We start from the raw sequence: 14314 nt of genomic DNA, 5'->3' as shown, positions 1-14314 counted from the left end.
CGTCGTCGCCATGAAGCAGGTTCGCCTCCCCTCGTCAGCCACCGTCCGCGCCGCATGCGCGGTCGCGGTGGCGGCGCTCGCCGGTTGCGCGCAGATTCCGCGCGATCCGATCATCCAGCAGCCGATGACGGCGCAGCCGCCCGCGCCGATGTCGATGCAGGCGCCCGGCTCGATCTACAACCCCGGCTACGCGGGGCGGCCGCTGTTCGAGGATCAGCGGCCGCGCAACGTCGGCGACATCCTGACGATCATGATCGCGGAGAACATCAACGCGACCAAATCGTCGGGCGCGAACACGAACCGGCAGGGCAACACCGATTTCAACGTGCCGACGGCCGGCTTCCTCGGCGGGCTGTTCGCGAAGGCGAACCTGTCGGCGGCCGGCAACAACAAGTTCGCGTCGACGGGCGGCGCGAGCGCGGCGAACACGTTCAACGGCACGATCACGGTGACCGTCACCAACGTGCTGCCGAACGGCAACCTCGTGGTCAGCGGCGAGAAGCAGATGCTGATCAACCAGGGCAACGAATTCGTGCGCTTCTCGGGCGTCGTGAACCCGAACACGATCTCGGGCGCGAACTCGGTCTACTCGACGCAGGTCGCCGACGCGAAGATCGAATATTCGGCGAAGGGCTACATCAACGAAGCCGAGACGATGGGCTGGCTGCAGCGCTTCTTCCTCAACATCGCGCCGTGGTGATGACGATGCAGAAGACCCTGTTCAACCGCCTGTCGTCCCGCGCGCAAGCCTTCGCGCGGTTCGCCGTCGCGTTCGCCGCCGCGGCCTGCGTGTTCGGCGCGGCCCCCGCGCACGCGGAACGCCTGAAGGATCTCGCGCAGATCCAGGGCGTGCGCGACAACCCGCTGATCGGCTATGGCCTCGTCGTCGGTCTCGACGGCACGGGCGACCAGACGATGCAGACGCCGTTCACGACGCAGACGCTCGCGAACATGCTCGCGAACCTCGGCATCTCGATCAACAACGGGTCGGCCAACGGCGGCACGTCGTCGCTGAACAACATGCAGCTGAAGAACGTCGCGGCCGTGATGGTGACCGCCACGCTGCCGCCGTTCGCGCGGCCCGGCGAGGCGCTCGACGTGACCGTGTCGTCGCTCGGCAACGCGAAGAGCCTGCGCGGCGGCACGCTGCTGCTCACGCCGCTGAAGGGGGCGGACGGGCAGGTGTACGCGCTCGCGCAGGGCAACATGGCGGTCGGCGGCGCGGGTGCCAGCGCGAACGGCAGCCGCGTGCAGGTGAACCAGCTTGCGGCCGGCCGGATCGTCGGCGGCGCGATCGTCGAGCGTTCGGTGCCGAACGCGATCGCGCAGATGAACGGCGTGCTGCAACTGCAGCTGAACGACATGGACTACGGCACCGCGCAGCGGATCGTGTCCGCGGTCAATTCGAGCTTCGGCCCGGGCACCGCGACGGCGCTCGACGGCCGCACGATCCAGCTCGCGGCGCCGGCCGATTCGGCGCAGCAGGTCGCGTTCATGGCGCGGCTGCAGAACCTCGACGTGAGCCCGGACAAGGCCGCGGCGAAGGTGATCCTGAACGCGCGCACCGGCTCGATCGTGATGAACCAGATGGTCACGCTGCAGAGCTGCGCGGTCGCGCACGGCAACCTGTCGGTCATCGTCAACACGCAGCCGGTCGTGTCGCAGCCGGGGCCGTTCTCGAACGGGCAGACGGTGGTGGCGCAGCAGTCGCAGATCCAGCTCAAGCAGGACAACGGCGCGCTGAAGATGGTGACGGCCGGCGCGAATCTCGCCGACGTCGTGAAGGCGCTGAACACGCTCGGCGCGACGCCGGCGGACCTGATGTCGATCCTGCAGGCGATGAAGGCGGCAGGCGCGTTGCGCGCCGACCTGGAGGTCATCTAGATGGCAGCGAATCTTCCGAACGCGAACGACCTCACGCAGCGCTTCGCGCTCGACGTGCAGGGTTTCGACGCGCTGCGCGCGCAGGCGAAGCAATCGCCGCAGGCCGGCGCGAAGGCCGTCGCGGGCCAGTTCGACGCGATGTTCACGCAGATGATGCTCAAGAGCATGCGCGACGCGTCGCCCGACGGCGGGCTGTTCGATTCGCATACGTCGAAGATGTACACGTCGATGCTCGACCAGCAGCTCGCGCAGCAGATGTCGACGCGCGGGATCGGCGTTGCCGACGCGCTGATGAAGCAACTGCTGCGCAATGCGGGCGTGAGCGCGGGCAGCGACACGGCGGCCGACGCCGGTGCGGGCGGGCTGGGCGCGGCCGGCTTGGGCGCCGGCGGCCTCGGCACGGCCGGCAACGAAGGCAGCCTCGCCGCGATGAACGCGATGGCGCGCGCGTATGCGAACGCGGCCGGGAACAACGGCGGGCTCGCCGGCGCGCGCGGCTACTCGGCCGGCAGCGCGCTGACGCCGCCGCTGAAGGGCGCGAGCGGCGCGCCGGACGCCGACGCGTTCGTCGACCGGCTCGCGGCCCCCGCGCAGGCGGCCAGCGCGTCGACCGGCATCCCGGCGCGTTTCATCGTCGGCCAGGCCGCGCTCGAATCGGGCTGGGGCAAGCGCGAGATCCGCGCGGCCGACGGCTCGACCAGCTACAACGTGTTCGGCATCAAGGCGAACAAGGGCTGGACGGGCCGCACGGTGTCGGCGCTGACGACCGAGTACGTGAACGGCACGCCGCGCCGCGTGGTCGCGAAATTCCGCGCGTACGACTCGTACGAGCACGCGATGACCGATTACGCGAACCTGCTGAAGAACAATCCGCGCTACTCGGGCGTGCTGAGCGCGAGCCGCAGCGTCGAGGGCTTCGCGCACGGGATGCAGAAAGCCGGTTACGCGACCGACCCGAACTACGCGAAAAAGCTGATCTCGATCATGCAGCAGATCGGCTGACGGGCCAGGGCCTGCTCCCGCTGATAGCCGGCCCGGCCCATCGCCAGTTACCCTCTCAGGACCGCGCCCGGCAGCCCGCCGCGCGCGGTTTCAACGTTTGCGCGAAAAAAATCGGCAAATCGATCTAAACTTTCGGTCAGCACTGCCGCTAAGTGTGAGAGACCTGCGACCGGGCCCATGCTCCGGCCCCGTTTTATTGCGCACCGGTTGCCCCGGGGCGCCCATGACAAGAAAGACCGGCTAGCCATGAATATCGAAACGTCGACGGACCCCAGCCTGGATGCAGGCCACTCCGGGCCCGACTATGCCCGCCGCAATCCGCTGGAAATCGGCGTCCAGCTGCGCAACCTCGTGAACCGCGGCGATTTCCTGACCGTCCAGTACCCGGGTGGCCAGCTCGTCACGCGCCTGCTGGAGGTCGACGTCGGCGCGCGGACGTTCACGTTCGACTGGGGTGCGCTGTCCGAGCAGAACGCCGGCATCCTCGGCGCGTCGCACTGCACGTTCGCGGCCTCGCCGGAGGGCGTGCGCGTCGAATTCACCACGGGCACGCCGCGCGAGACGCGCTACGAGGGGCTGCCCGCGTTCGTCGCCGATTTCCCCGACGTCCTGATGTGCATCCAGCGCCGCGAATATTTCCGGGTCGATGCGCCGATCGTCGATCCGTTCCTGTGTCGCGGCAAGCTGCCGGACGGCGAGAGCTTCCTGTTCGAGGTGCACAACCTGTCGCTCGGCGGCGTGGGGCTGCGCACGGCCGACGAACGCGTCGAGGCGCTCGAGGTCGGCACGCTGCTGCCGGACGTCGAACTCGAGCTGACCGGCCACGGCAAGCTGTCGCTCGACCTGCAGCTCGTGTCGCAGCGTTCGACGCAGATGCCGAACGGGTCGCGGCGCTACCAGCTCGGCTTCCGCTACATGTCGCTGCCGGGCAGCGCGGAGAACACGCTGCAGCGGCTGATCACGCAGCTTGAAATGAAGCGCCGCTCGCTCGCGCGGGCCTGACGCGCACGCGGTCGCCGGCCCCGCACGGGCCGCCCCGCGCCCCGGCGCTCCGGCGCCGGCCCCGCCTGCCGGTCGCTCCGACCCGCGACGCGCGTGTCGCGCGTCGCGCGTGCATTTTTCCCTCAATTTTTTCGATCCGCGGCCGATATACCGGGAGTCACGCAACCCGGCGGCCGCAGCGCGGCCGGCTCATCAGGATCGCGCATGTCCAACACACTCATGAACCTCGGCGTCAGCGGCCTGAATGCCGCGATCTGGGGCCTTACGACGACCGGCAACAACATCAGCAACGCCGCGACGCCCGGCTATTCGGTCGAGCGGCCCGTCTATGCCGAGGCGAGCGGCCAGTACACGGGCAGCGGTTACATGCCGCAGGGCGTGAACACCGTCACCGTGCAGCGGCAGTACAGCCAGTACCTGAGCGACCAGCTGAACACCGCGCAGACGCAGGGCGGCGCGCTGTCGACGTGGTACACGCTCGTCGCGCAGCTGAACAACTACATCGGCAGCCCGACGGCGGGGGTCTCGACCGCGATCACGAGCTACTTCACCGGGCTGCAGAACGTCGCGAACAACGCGTCCGACCCGTCGGTGCGGCAGTCCGCGATCAGCAATGCGCAGACGCTGGCCAACCAGATCAACGCGGCCGGCCAGCAGTACGACGCGCTGCGCCAGAGCGTGAACACGCAGCTCACCAGCACCGTGTCGCAGATCAACACGTACACCGCGCAGATCGCGCAGCTGAACCAGCAGATCTCGGCGGCGAGCAGCCAGGGGCAGCCGCCGAACCAGCTGATGGACCAGCGCGACCTCGCGGTGTCGAACCTGTCGAGCCTCGCCGGCGTGCAGGTCGTGCGCAACGACAGCGGCTACAGCGTGTTCCTCGCGGGCGGCCAGCCGCTCGTCGTCGCCGACAAGAGCTACCAGCTCGCGACCGTCACGTCGCCGTCGGACCCGAGCGAGCTGACCGTCGTGTCGCAGGGGATCGCCGGCGCGAACCCGCAGGGGCCGAACCAGGCGCTGCCCGATGCGTCGCTGTCGGGCGGCACGCTCGGCGGCCTGCTCGCGTTCCGCAGCCAGACGCTCGACCCCGCGCAGGCCCAGCTCGGCGCGATCGCGACCAGCTTCGCCGCGCAGGTCAACGCGCAGAACGCGCTCGGCATCGACCTGTCGGGCAATCCGGGCGGCAACCTGTTCACGACGCCGTCCCCGACCGTGTACTCGAACCAGGGCAATACCGGCACCGCGTCGCTGTCCGTGTCGTTCGCCAACGCGTCGCAGCCGACGACGAGCGACTACACGCTGTCCTACGACGGCACGAACTACACGCTGACCGACCGCGCGAGCGGCGCGGTGGTCGATCAGAAGCCCGGGCCGATGCCGGTTTCGCTCGGCAACCTGAATTTCTCGATCCCGTCCGGCACGATACAGCCCGGCGACAAGTTCACCGTGCTGCCGACGCGCGGCACGCTGAACGGCTTCGGCCTCGCGACGACCAGCAGCTCGGCGATCGCGGCCGCGTCGCCGGCCGTCACGTCGGCGACGAGCACCAACACCGGCACGGGCAAGATCACGCTGAGCGGGGTGACCGCAGGCTACCAGGTGCCGACGACCAAGCTGACCTACGACGCGACGGCGAAGACGCTGACGGGCTTCCCGGTTGGCACCACGGTGACGATCGGGACCACGCCGCCGACGACGGTGACGATCGCCAGCCCGACGGACACCGTACCGTACAACCCGGCGTCCGGCGCGACGATGACGATGTCGGGGACCGCCGCGGGCGCGCTCAACGGCGTGAGCGTCACGCTGTCCGGCGCGCCGGCGACCGGCGACTCGTTCAACATCGGGCCGTACGCGGGCGGCACCAGCGACGGCTCCAACGCGCTCGCGCTGTCGAAGCTCGTCAATGCGAAAGCGCTCGGCAACGGCACGGCGACGCTCACGGGCGCGTATGCGAGCTACGTGAACGGCATCGGCAACACGGCGACCCAGCTGAAATCGTCGAGCGCCGCGCAGACCTCGCTGGTCGGCCAGATCACCCAGGCGCAGCAGTCGGTGTCGGGCGTGAACCAGAACGAGGAAGCGGCCAACCTGATGCAGTACCAGCAGCTTTACCAGGCGAACGCGAAGGTGATCCAGACGGCGGCGACGCTGTTCCAGACCGTGCTCGGCCTGTTCAACTGACCGGATTCGAGGAATACAAGCGATGCGGATTTCCAGCGCCCAGTTCTTCCAGCTGAACGTTTCACAAATGAACGACCAGCAGGCCCAGCTCGCGCAGCTGTATCAGCAGATCTCGAGCGGCGTGAGCCTGCAGACGGCGGCCGACAACCCGATCGGCGCGGCGCAGGCCGTGCAGCTGTCGATGACGTCGGCGACGCTGTCGCAGTACGCGACCAACCAGAACACGGCGCTCGCGTCGCTGCAGGCCGAGGACCAGACGCTGCAGAGCGTGAGCGGCGTGCTGACGAGCGCGCAGACGCTGCTCGTGCGCGCCGGCGACGGTTCGCTGGCGGACAGCGACCGCTCGGCGCTCGCGACGCAGTTGCAGGGTTACCGCGACCAGTTGATGACGCTCGGGAACACGAACGACGGCGCGGGCAACTACCTGTTCGCCGGCACGAAGAATTCGGCGGCGCCGTTTACGACCACGCCGAGCGGCAGCGTCACCTATGTCGGCGACTCCGGTACGCGCCAGGTGCAGATCGCCGATTCGAGCAGCGTGTCGCAGGGCGACACGGGCGCGGCCGTCTTCATGTCGGTGCCGGGGATCGGCAGCTCGCCGGTGCCGTCGGCCGGCGCGGCCAACACGGGCACCGGCACGATCGGCACGGTCACGGTGACGAACCCGTCGATCGCGACGAACGGCCACCAGTTCACGATCCAGTTCGGCGGCACGGCCGCCGCGCCGACCTACACGGTGACCGACAACACGGCCAGCCCGCCGACCACCACGCCGGCACAGGCCTATTCGGCCGGCTCGGCGATCTCGCTCGGCGGCGGGATGACGGTGGCGGTGTCGGGCACGCCGGCCGCCGGCGACACGTTCGCGGTCGCACCCGCGCCGCAGGCGAGCGGCGGCTCCGACGTGTTCTCGACGCTCGACGCGATTATCTCGGCACTGAAGACGCCCGTGACGAGCAATGCGGTGGCGGGCGCGGCGCTGACCAACGCGCTGATGACGGGCTCGACCAAGATCGGCAACACGATGCGCAACGTCACGACGATCCAGGCGTCGGTCGGCGGCCGCGAGCAGGAAGTCAAGGCGATGCAGGCCGTCAACCAGACGGCGACGCTGCAGACGACCAGCAACCTGTCGGACCTGACCAGCACCAACATGGTGACGACGATCAGCCAGTACCTGCAGGTGCAGAACGCGCTGACCGGCGCGCAGAAGGCCTACGTGCAGTTGCAGAACCTGTCGCTGTTCCAGTACATCAATCCGTGATGCACGTGGCGCCCGACGCGATGTGAGCGCACGCCTGCATCGCCGCCGGCGCCATCCGCCGCCGCCCGCGCGCAACGCACGGGCGGCCGCTGCACCGGGCCGCGCGGCCGCGCGCCGGTTCGCGCATGCGGCGAGTCGCGCCCGCGCTTTCCGGCGGCCCGTTCGGGCTTGCCGCGCTTGCCAGCCTTATTCCCGCTCCGTAAACTCGCGCCAGATTCCAGACCGGCGCGCCCTCCGCAGCCGGCGACAGACCGACAGGAGCCCTTTCCCCATGTCCGATTCCTATTTCCCGCGCTGGCGGGTGCAATCGACCGGCGCGGCAGCGCGCGTGGTCGGCCCCGACGAGCGCCTGCCGTGGCCGCAGATGGTCGCGATGGGCGTGCAGCACGTCGTCGCGATGTTCGGCTCGACCGTGCTCGCGCCGCTGCTGATGGGCTTCGATCCGAACCTGTGCATCTTCATGTCGGGCATCGGCACGCTGCTGTTCTTCGCGCTGGTCGGCGGCCGCGTGCCGAGCTACCTCGGCTCGAGCTTCGCGTTCATCGGCCTCGTGATCGCGGTGACGGGCTACGGCGGCAGCGGCCCGAACCCGAACATCCCGGTCGCGCTCGGCGGGATCGTCGCGTGCGGCGTCGTGTATGTCGCGCTCGGCGCGCTGGTGCAGGTGATCGGCACGCGCTGGATCGAGTCGCTGATGCCGCCCGTCGTCACCGGCGCGGTCGTCGCGGTGATCGGGCTGAACCTCGCGCCGATCGCGGTGAAGGGCGTATCGGCGTCGACCTTCGATTCGGTGATGGCGCTCGTCACGGTGCTCTGCGTCGGCGGCGTCGCGGTGTTCGCGCGCGGGATGATGCAGCGCCTGCTGATCCTCGTCGGGCTCGCGATCGCGTACGCGATCTACGCGATCGCGACCAACGGGATGGGCCTCGGCAAGCCGATCGACTTCGCGATCGTCGGGCATGCCGCGTGGTTCGGCGTGCCGGCGTTCCGCGCGCCGGTGTTCGACCCGCACGCGATGCTGATGCTCGCGCCGATCGCGGTGATCCTCGTCGCGGAGAACCTCGGCCATATCAAGGCCGTCAGCGCGATGACGGGGCAAAACCTCGACCGCTACGTCGGCCGCGCGTTCATCGGCGACGGCCTGGCGACGATCGTGTCGGGCAGCGTCGGCGGCACGGGCGTCACGACCTACGCGGAGAACATCGGCGTGATGGCCGTCACGCGGATCTACTCGACGCTGGTGTTCGCGGTCGCCGCGCTGATCGCGATCGGGCTCGGCTTCTCGCCGAAATTCGGCGCGGTGATCCAGACGATCCCGGGCCCCGTGCTCGGCGGCGTGTCGATCGTCGTGTTCGGGCTGATCGCGGTGACGGGCGCGCGGATCTGGGTCGTCAACAAGGTCGACTTCTCCGACAACCGCAACCTGATCGTCGCGGCCGTCACGCTCGTGCTCGGCGCCGGCGACTTCTCGCTGAAGATCGGCGGCTTCGGGCTTGGCGGGATCGGCACCGCGACGTTCGGCGCGATCATCCTGTACGCGATCCTGCGCAAGGAAAAGGAACCGGGCCCGGTGGTCTGACCGGGAGCGGGCGGCGCAACGCCGCCCGCCGGCGCGCACTCACGCGCCGGTATTCGACTGCGCCTGCAGCCACGCGCAGAACTGCGCGACGAGCGGATCGTCGGCCGGCGCGCGCGGCGCGATCCACCAGTAGCTGCGCGTCGCGATGCGCGGCCCGGGCAGCGGCATCACGAGCCGGCCGCTCGCGAGCTCGTCGTCGATCAGCGGCAGCGGGCCGAGCGCGACGCCGAGCCCGTCGACGGCCGCCTGCAGCGCCAGGTAGAAGTGGTCGAACGACTGCCGCTTGCGCCCCTTCATCGTCACGCCGGCCGCCGCGAACCAGTCGCGCCAGCCTTCCGGCCGCGTATCCGAATGCAGCAGCACGTGCCGGGCGAGGTCGTCCGCGCGCGCGATCGGCGCGCGCTTGAGCAGCGCGGGGCTGCAGACCGGAATCACGCTTTCGTCGAGGAAGTGGCCGCTCGTGCAGTTCGGCCAGTGGCCGGGGCCGCGGCGGATCGCGACATCGAAGCCGTCGAGCGCGTCGAGCGGCGCGTTCGACGTCGACAGCTTCAATTCGACGTTCGGCACGTCGCGCTGGAACCGCGACAGGCGCGGCAGCAGCCATTTCATTGCGAAGGTCGGCAGCGCATTGATGCGCAGCACGCGCGCCGCGCCGGTGTTGCGCAACTGGTCGGTCGCGTGCGCGATGCTGTCGAACGCCGCGCGCACCGTATCCAGGTAACGGCGGCCTTCGTCGGTGAGCTTCACGCGCTTGCCGTAGCGGTGGAACACCGGCTTGCCGAGCCACGCCTCGAACGCGGCGATCTGCCGGCTGATGGCACCGTGAGTCACATGCAGCTCATCGCCGGCGGCGCTGAAGCTTTCATGTCGTGCGGCGGCTTCAAAGGCCCGAAGCGCGGAAAAGGGTGGGAGGTCGCGTGCCATGCTTGTGATTCTAGATCACAAGGACGCGCCGATAAAATCGTTTTGCCGGGATCGGCAACGGCGGTAACCTCGCCTGACCGTTCGATGAGGAGCCCCATGCAATCCGTTTCCCCGCCGTCTGCCGCGTCTCCCCGCAGCGTCGGTCTTGTCGAGCTGTTCACCGGCTTCCTGTCGCTCGGGCTCATGTCGTTCGGCGGCGCGCTGCCGTTCGCGCGGCGCACGATCGTCGACGAGCGCAAGTGGCTCTCCGCCGACGAATTCACCGATCTGCTCGGCCTGTGCCAGTTCCTGCCGGGCGGCAACGTGATCAACCTGTCGGTCGCCGTCGGCATGCGCTTTCGCGGCGTCGCCGGCGCATTCGCGGGCATCCTCGGGCTGATCGCGGGCCCGACGCTCGTCGTCGTCGCGCTCGGCGTGCTGTACGCGAAGACGCAGAGCGATCCGCGCGTGCAGCACCTGTTCGGGGGGCTTGCCGCCGCGGCCGCCGGGCTGCTCGTCGCGATGGCCGTGAAGGTCGCGAAGCCGCTGCGGCACGCGCGCGCGGCGGCCGGCATCGCGGCGCTCGCGTTCGTCGCGATCGCGGTGCTGCGCATTCCGCTGCCGACCACGATGCTCGTGCTGACGCCCGTCAGCGTGTGGTTCGCGTCGCGGCGCCGCGACGCGCTCACGCCGCAGCCGGCGCAGGCCCCGGTGCGCGATACGCAGCCGGGAGGCCGGCCATGACCGACACGCTGGTCGCGATCGCGACGATCTTCAGCCAGTTGTCGCTGCTCGCCTTCGGCGGCGGCAACACGATCCTGCCGGAGATGCAGCGGCAGGTCGTCGACGTGCATCACTGGATGAGCGCGCACGAGTTCACCGCGCTGTTCGCGCTGGCGCAGGCGGCGCCCGGGCCGAACATGATGATCGTGTCGCTGGTCGGCTGGCACGTGGCCGGCTGGGCCGGGCTGCTGGTCGCGTCGCTCGCGAAGTTCGGGCCGTCGTCGATCGTCACCGTGCTCGCGCTGCATGCGTGGGAGCGCTTTCGCGACCGGCCGTGGCGCCGCTACGTGCAGCAGGGGATGATGCCCGTCACGGCCGGGCTGGTCGCGGCGAGCGCGGTGCTGATCTCCGAGGCGTCGAACCGCACGGCGATCCAGTGGGGCATCACGGCCGCGTGCGCGGTGCTCGCGTGGCGCACGCGCATCCATCCGCTGTGGCTGCTCGCGGGCGGCGCGCTGATCGGGCTCACGGGCTTCGGGCAGTAGACGGAGCACGGATCGCCTCCCTTGCCGCATACTGGCGCGTCTGTTCACGGGAGGATCGATGGATCTCGACGGCGCCAGCCGCAATCTCACTGTCGCGGCGTTGCTGACGCTGTCCGGCGGCTACCTCGACGCGTACACGTACGTCGGCCACGGCCATGTGTTCGCGAACACGATGACCGGCAACGTCGCGCTGCTGGGCATCAACCTGTCGGCCGGCGAATGGGCGGCCGCGCTGCATCACGTGCCGCCGCTCGTCGGCTTCGTGATCGCGGTGTTCGTCGCGCACCTGCTCGGCCTCGTCGCGCAGCGCGGCTGGATGCGGCACACCGCGTTCGCGAGCCTGATCGTCGAGATCGCGTTTCTCGGCGTCGCCGCGAGCGGCCTCGTCGGCGCGTCGAGCGCGTGGCTGATTCCGGGCATCTCGTTCGTCGCGACGCTGCAGACGCTGTCGTTCACCCATCTCGAGGAACTGTCGTACACGTCGGTGATGACGACCGGCAACCTGCGGCGCGCCGCGCAGAAGCTGTTCGTCGGGTTGATCCCGCGCTACGACGCGGGCGCGCTGCACGACTCGGCGCTGCTCGCGACGATCAGCTTCTGCTTCCTGGCCGGCGCGGTGGTCGGCGGGCTCGTGACGCGGCTCGTGCCGGACGTCGCGCTGTGGGGCGCCGTGCTGCTGCTGGTCGGTGCGTTCGCGGAGATCGTGCGGCGCGCGTGGCGCCGCGCGGGGAACGGCGGCGATGGTGGTCGCGGCGACGACGGGGCGGCGCAAACGGCCTGACGGCGTGCTTCACGCGGTAGCCGCTGGTGCCGTGTTCCGGATTCACCGCGTTACCGCGTTATTGCTTCATCAATTCACCGATTCGCCTATCCACCGACCCGCCGACCCGCCGACCCGCCGACCCGCCGACCCGCCGACCCGCCGACCCGCCGACCCGCCGACCCGCCGACCCGCCGACCCGCCGACCCACCGATCCACCGGCGCACCCGAACGCGGGCCGGTTGCACCGGCCGCGCCCGCTGCGGGTGTTCGCGACACATTCCGGTTGCATCGACCGCACCGGCCGGCTCGCCGCGCTACGCCCTTTACCGCGCCGCACCCTCGCCGATCCTTACAGCACCGCGCGCACACGCCGACACCGCCGCGACTCGTCCCGCCGGCGCGCGACGCAAGCCCGGCACGGGAAGCGTTGTTCCCGGGCGACAGTCACGCGATTACCGCGCGTTTCAATTTCTTTCAGCGATTGCTGTCGTCATATGATTCAAGCCACATTGCGCGCGCCAAAAACGTGTGCGATCGCCACCCGGCTGCGCACGCGGCCGGCAATGAACGGAGACACCTACAAAAAGGAAAGCTCATGAAGCAGACCACCCGACTCGCAGCCATCGCAGGGGGCGCCGCGCTCGCATTCGCCAGCCAGTACGCGGCTGCACAAAGCTCGGTCACGCTCTGGGGCGTCGCCGACGTCAGCGTCCGTTACCTGACCAACGCAAACGCCAAGAACGACGGCCTGCTGTCGATGACCAACGGCGCGATCACCAACAGCCGCTTCGGCATCTACGGCACGGAAGACCTCGGCAGCGGCCTGAAGGCCGTGTTCAAGCTTGAGAGCGGCGTGAACCTGCAGAACGGCGCATTCGCCGACAGCGGCCGCCTGTTCAACCGTGCGGCATACGTCGGCCTGGATAGCCCGTACGGCACGGTGACCCTCGGCCGCCAGAAGACGCCGCTGTTCGACCTGCTGTCGGACACCTACGATCCGCTGACGGTCGGCAACTACTTCGAAAATGCCTGGCTGCCGGTCGCACTCGGCGGCGGCCTGTATGCGGACAACCAGATCAAGTACACGGGCACGTTCGCGGGCCTGACCGCGAAGGCGATGTACTCGACGGGCACCAACTACGAATCGACCGGCGCCGGCGGCTTCTCGGGCCAGATCCCGGGTTCGCTCGGCAAGGGCAATGCGTGGGGCGTGTCGCTGTCGTACGTGATGGGCCCGCTCAGCATCGCGGCCGGCGCGCAGCAGAACAGCGACAACTCGGCGCGCAAGCAGACGATCTACCACGCGAACGTCGTGTACGCGTTCAGCAAGGCGAAGGTCTACGCGGGCTACCTGCGCTCGAAGGACGACACGGGCTTCGTCGACAGCCTGCTCGCGCAGCAGACGATTCCGGTCGCGAAGGGCACGGGCCGGATCGACGACGGTCCGTTCGCGGGCGTGAGCTGGCAGGTCAGCACGCCGCTGACGCTGACGGGCGCGTTCTACTACGACCACATGCGCAATGCGATGACCGCGAACGGCACGCTCGCGAGCGGCAACCGCTACGCGATCGTCGGCATCGCCGAGTACGCACTGAGCAAGCGCACCGAAGTCTACGGCACCGTCGACTTCAACAAGACGAACGGCGCGGCGAACGTCGAGCTGCCGGGTCGCAGCAACCAGACGGGCATCGCGATCGGCCTGCGCAATATCTTCTGACGAACGTCGGAACGCACGCGCCGGCATTCGTCCGGCACGCATCGAAGAGGCGCCGCAAGGCGCCTCTTTTTTTTCGTCATGCGGTGTTCATACGCGCACACGACTATTCGGCAATCGCTTCATCACGGAATCCCCGCGCCGTAAGCGATCCGTCGGCATTCCAGAACATACTTTTACAGTACGCGCGCAGGCTTTCCGCTACGCTGCGTGCATTGCCCGCTGCGTGCCGTCGTGCACGCGCGTGCGTCGTTCCGGTGGCGCTCGTCGAGCGCGGCCGGCCTGGTGCGTAACTTGTGTATCCGGTGATGACAGACACGGTCTGCCGGTTTTTTTTCGTGGGACGATCGGTCTCACGATTTCTTGAAAGGGGATGACGATGGGTATCCTGAACACCGTGGGTGAAATCGCCGGCGCAGTGGCGGCAGTCGAAGGCGCGGAAAAGCTGGATCCGGATGCGGGCCTGCTGACCAAGGCGGCAGCGGCCGTCGCCGGTTTCAAGGGCGCCGAGGCGATCGAAGGCATGCTCGAGAAGAAGGAAGAGAAGCCCGAACAGGCGGCAGACGACACGCAGGCGACGGACGGCAGCGACACGTCGCAGGCCTGAGCATGGCGGCTGGTCCGGCCGCGGGCGCGCCCTTCGCGCGCCCGGGCGGACCCGGTGCCGCGCGCCGGCAGGTCGGGCATGCGGTCGATCGGTGACGCATGACACACCCGGCAGCTGGTTTGACCGGCGAGAGGCGACGCT

13 protein-coding genes are annotated in these 14314 nt (G+C 69.1%); 12 read left to right on the top strand and 1 reads right to left on the bottom strand.

Translation table 11 applies throughout. The features are described 5' to 3' along the window. Window positions 1-10 precede the first annotated feature (10 nt). The 7 genes from flgH to LXM88_RS21395 all read left to right on the top strand — a co-directional run bounded on the left by flgH (window position 11) and on the right by LXM88_RS21395 (window position 8918). Window positions 11-700 carry a flagellar basal body L-ring protein FlgH gene (flgH, locus tag LXM88_RS21425; RefSeq protein ID WP_262537554.1) on the top strand — a complete coding sequence of 230 codons (690 nt, stop codon included), beginning with the start codon at window positions 11-13 and terminating at the stop codon, window positions 698-700. Between the two features lie 5 nt (window positions 701-705). Continuing rightward, window positions 706-1884: a flagellar basal body P-ring protein FlgI gene (locus LXM88_RS21420; protein ID WP_262537552.1), complete on the top strand. Its 1179-nt coding sequence runs from the start codon at window positions 706-708 to the stop codon at window positions 1882-1884. Further along, the gene (flgJ, locus tag LXM88_RS21415; RefSeq protein WP_262537550.1) at window positions 1885-2886 is read left to right on the top strand and encodes a flagellar assembly peptidoglycan hydrolase FlgJ; all 1002 of its coding nucleotides are present in this window, start codon (window positions 1885-1887) and stop codon (window positions 2884-2886) included. It begins immediately after the preceding gene. A 246-nt stretch (window positions 2887-3132) separates the two neighbouring features. Next, entirely contained in the window at window positions 3133-3888 is a 756-nt protein-coding gene (locus tag LXM88_RS21410) for a flagellar brake protein (protein ID WP_096471956.1), read from the top strand. Window positions 3889-4092: 204 nt separating this feature from the next. Further along, window positions 4093-6075, top strand: a complete 1983-nt coding sequence (gene flgK / locus LXM88_RS21405; RefSeq protein ID WP_262537548.1) for a flagellar hook-associated protein FlgK — start codon at window positions 4093-4095, stop codon at window positions 6073-6075. Between the two features lie 22 nt (window positions 6076-6097). After that, the gene (flgL, locus tag LXM88_RS21400; RefSeq protein WP_262537545.1) at window positions 6098-7339 is read left to right on the top strand and encodes a flagellar hook-associated protein FlgL; all 1242 of its coding nucleotides are present in this window, start codon (window positions 6098-6100) and stop codon (window positions 7337-7339) included. A gap of 271 nt (window positions 7340-7610) precedes the next feature. After that, window positions 7611-8918, top strand: a complete 1308-nt coding sequence (locus LXM88_RS21395; protein WP_262537543.1) for a solute carrier family 23 protein — start codon at window positions 7611-7613, stop codon at window positions 8916-8918. 39 nt (window positions 8919-8957) lie between these two features. On the opposite strand, the gene LXM88_RS21390 is transcribed toward LXM88_RS21395, so the two are convergent. Then, complete coding sequence (locus tag LXM88_RS21390) at window positions 8958-9842, bottom strand: transcriptional regulator GcvA (RefSeq protein WP_262537541.1); 885 nt, start codon at window positions 9840-9842, stop codon at window positions 8958-8960. 96 nt (window positions 9843-9938) lie between these two features. On the opposite strand from LXM88_RS21390, the gene LXM88_RS21385 reads away from it, so the two are divergent. The 5 genes from LXM88_RS21385 (at window position 9939) to LXM88_RS21365 (ending at window position 14173) form a co-directional block, all read left to right on the top strand. Beyond that, window positions 9939-10565, top strand: coding sequence for a chromate transporter (locus tag LXM88_RS21385; protein ID WP_262537538.1), 627 nt, complete (start codon window positions 9939-9941; stop codon window positions 10563-10565). After that, a complete protein-coding gene (locus tag LXM88_RS21380; protein ID WP_096471950.1) occupies window positions 10562-11089 on the top strand; it encodes a chromate transporter in 528 nt (175 codons plus the stop codon). Before LXM88_RS21385 ends, LXM88_RS21380 begins: the two co-directional genes overlap by 4 nt. Before the next feature lie 58 nt (window positions 11090-11147). Beyond that, complete coding sequence (locus LXM88_RS21375; protein ID WP_262537535.1) at window positions 11148-11870, top strand: YoaK family protein; 723 nt, start codon at window positions 11148-11150, stop codon at window positions 11868-11870. 577 nt (window positions 11871-12447) lie between these two features. Further along, the gene (locus LXM88_RS21370) at window positions 12448-13569 is read left to right on the top strand and encodes a porin (RefSeq protein WP_262537534.1); all 1122 of its coding nucleotides are present in this window, start codon (window positions 12448-12450) and stop codon (window positions 13567-13569) included. A 376-nt stretch (window positions 13570-13945) separates the two neighbouring features. Next, a complete protein-coding gene (locus tag LXM88_RS21365) occupies window positions 13946-14173 on the top strand; it encodes a hypothetical protein (protein WP_047901084.1) in 228 nt (75 codons plus the stop codon). Window positions 14174-14314: the final 141 nt, after the last annotated feature.

Origin of the sequence: Burkholderia sp. S-53 (genome assembly GCF_025560745.1) — a bacterium.
GTDB lineage: Bacteria > Pseudomonadota > Gammaproteobacteria > Burkholderiales > Burkholderiaceae > Burkholderia > Burkholderia pyrrocinia.
This window is presented reverse-complemented; position numbering and strand designations above follow the sequence as displayed.

Bases quoted from the DNA above. Each gene is read 5' to 3' on its own strand.
- LXM88_RS21390 (WP_262537541.1), bottom strand. From the start codon at position 9,842: ATGGCACGCGACCTCCCACCCTTTTCCGCGCTTCGGGCCTTTGAAGCC.
- LXM88_RS21410 (WP_096471956.1), top strand. From the start codon at position 3,133: ATGAATATCGAAACGTCGACGGACCCCAGCCTGGATGCAGGCCACTCC.
- flgH (WP_262537554.1), top strand. From the start codon at position 11: ATGAAGCAGGTTCGCCTCCCCTCGTCAGCCACCGTCCGCGCCGCATGC.
- LXM88_RS21385 (WP_262537538.1), top strand. From the start codon at position 9,939: ATGCAATCCGTTTCCCCGCCGTCTGCCGCGTCTCCCCGCAGCGTCGGT.
- LXM88_RS21395 (WP_262537543.1), top strand. From the start codon at position 7,611: ATGTCCGATTCCTATTTCCCGCGCTGGCGGGTGCAATCGACCGGCGCG.
- LXM88_RS21420 (WP_262537552.1), top strand. From the start codon at position 706: ATGCAGAAGACCCTGTTCAACCGCCTGTCGTCCCGCGCGCAAGCCTTC.
- LXM88_RS21370 (WP_262537534.1), top strand. From the start codon at position 12,448: ATGAAGCAGACCACCCGACTCGCAGCCATCGCAGGGGGCGCCGCGCTC.
- LXM88_RS21380 (WP_096471950.1), top strand. From the start codon at position 10,562: ATGACCGACACGCTGGTCGCGATCGCGACGATCTTCAGCCAGTTGTCG.
- flgJ (WP_262537550.1), top strand. From the start codon at position 1,885: ATGGCAGCGAATCTTCCGAACGCGAACGACCTCACGCAGCGCTTCGCG.
- LXM88_RS21365 (WP_047901084.1), top strand. From the start codon at position 13,946: ATGGGTATCCTGAACACCGTGGGTGAAATCGCCGGCGCAGTGGCGGCA.
- LXM88_RS21375 (WP_262537535.1), top strand. From the start codon at position 11,148: ATGGATCTCGACGGCGCCAGCCGCAATCTCACTGTCGCGGCGTTGCTG.
- flgL (WP_262537545.1), top strand. From the start codon at position 6,098: ATGCGGATTTCCAGCGCCCAGTTCTTCCAGCTGAACGTTTCACAAATG.
- flgK (WP_262537548.1), top strand. From the start codon at position 4,093: ATGTCCAACACACTCATGAACCTCGGCGTCAGCGGCCTGAATGCCGCG.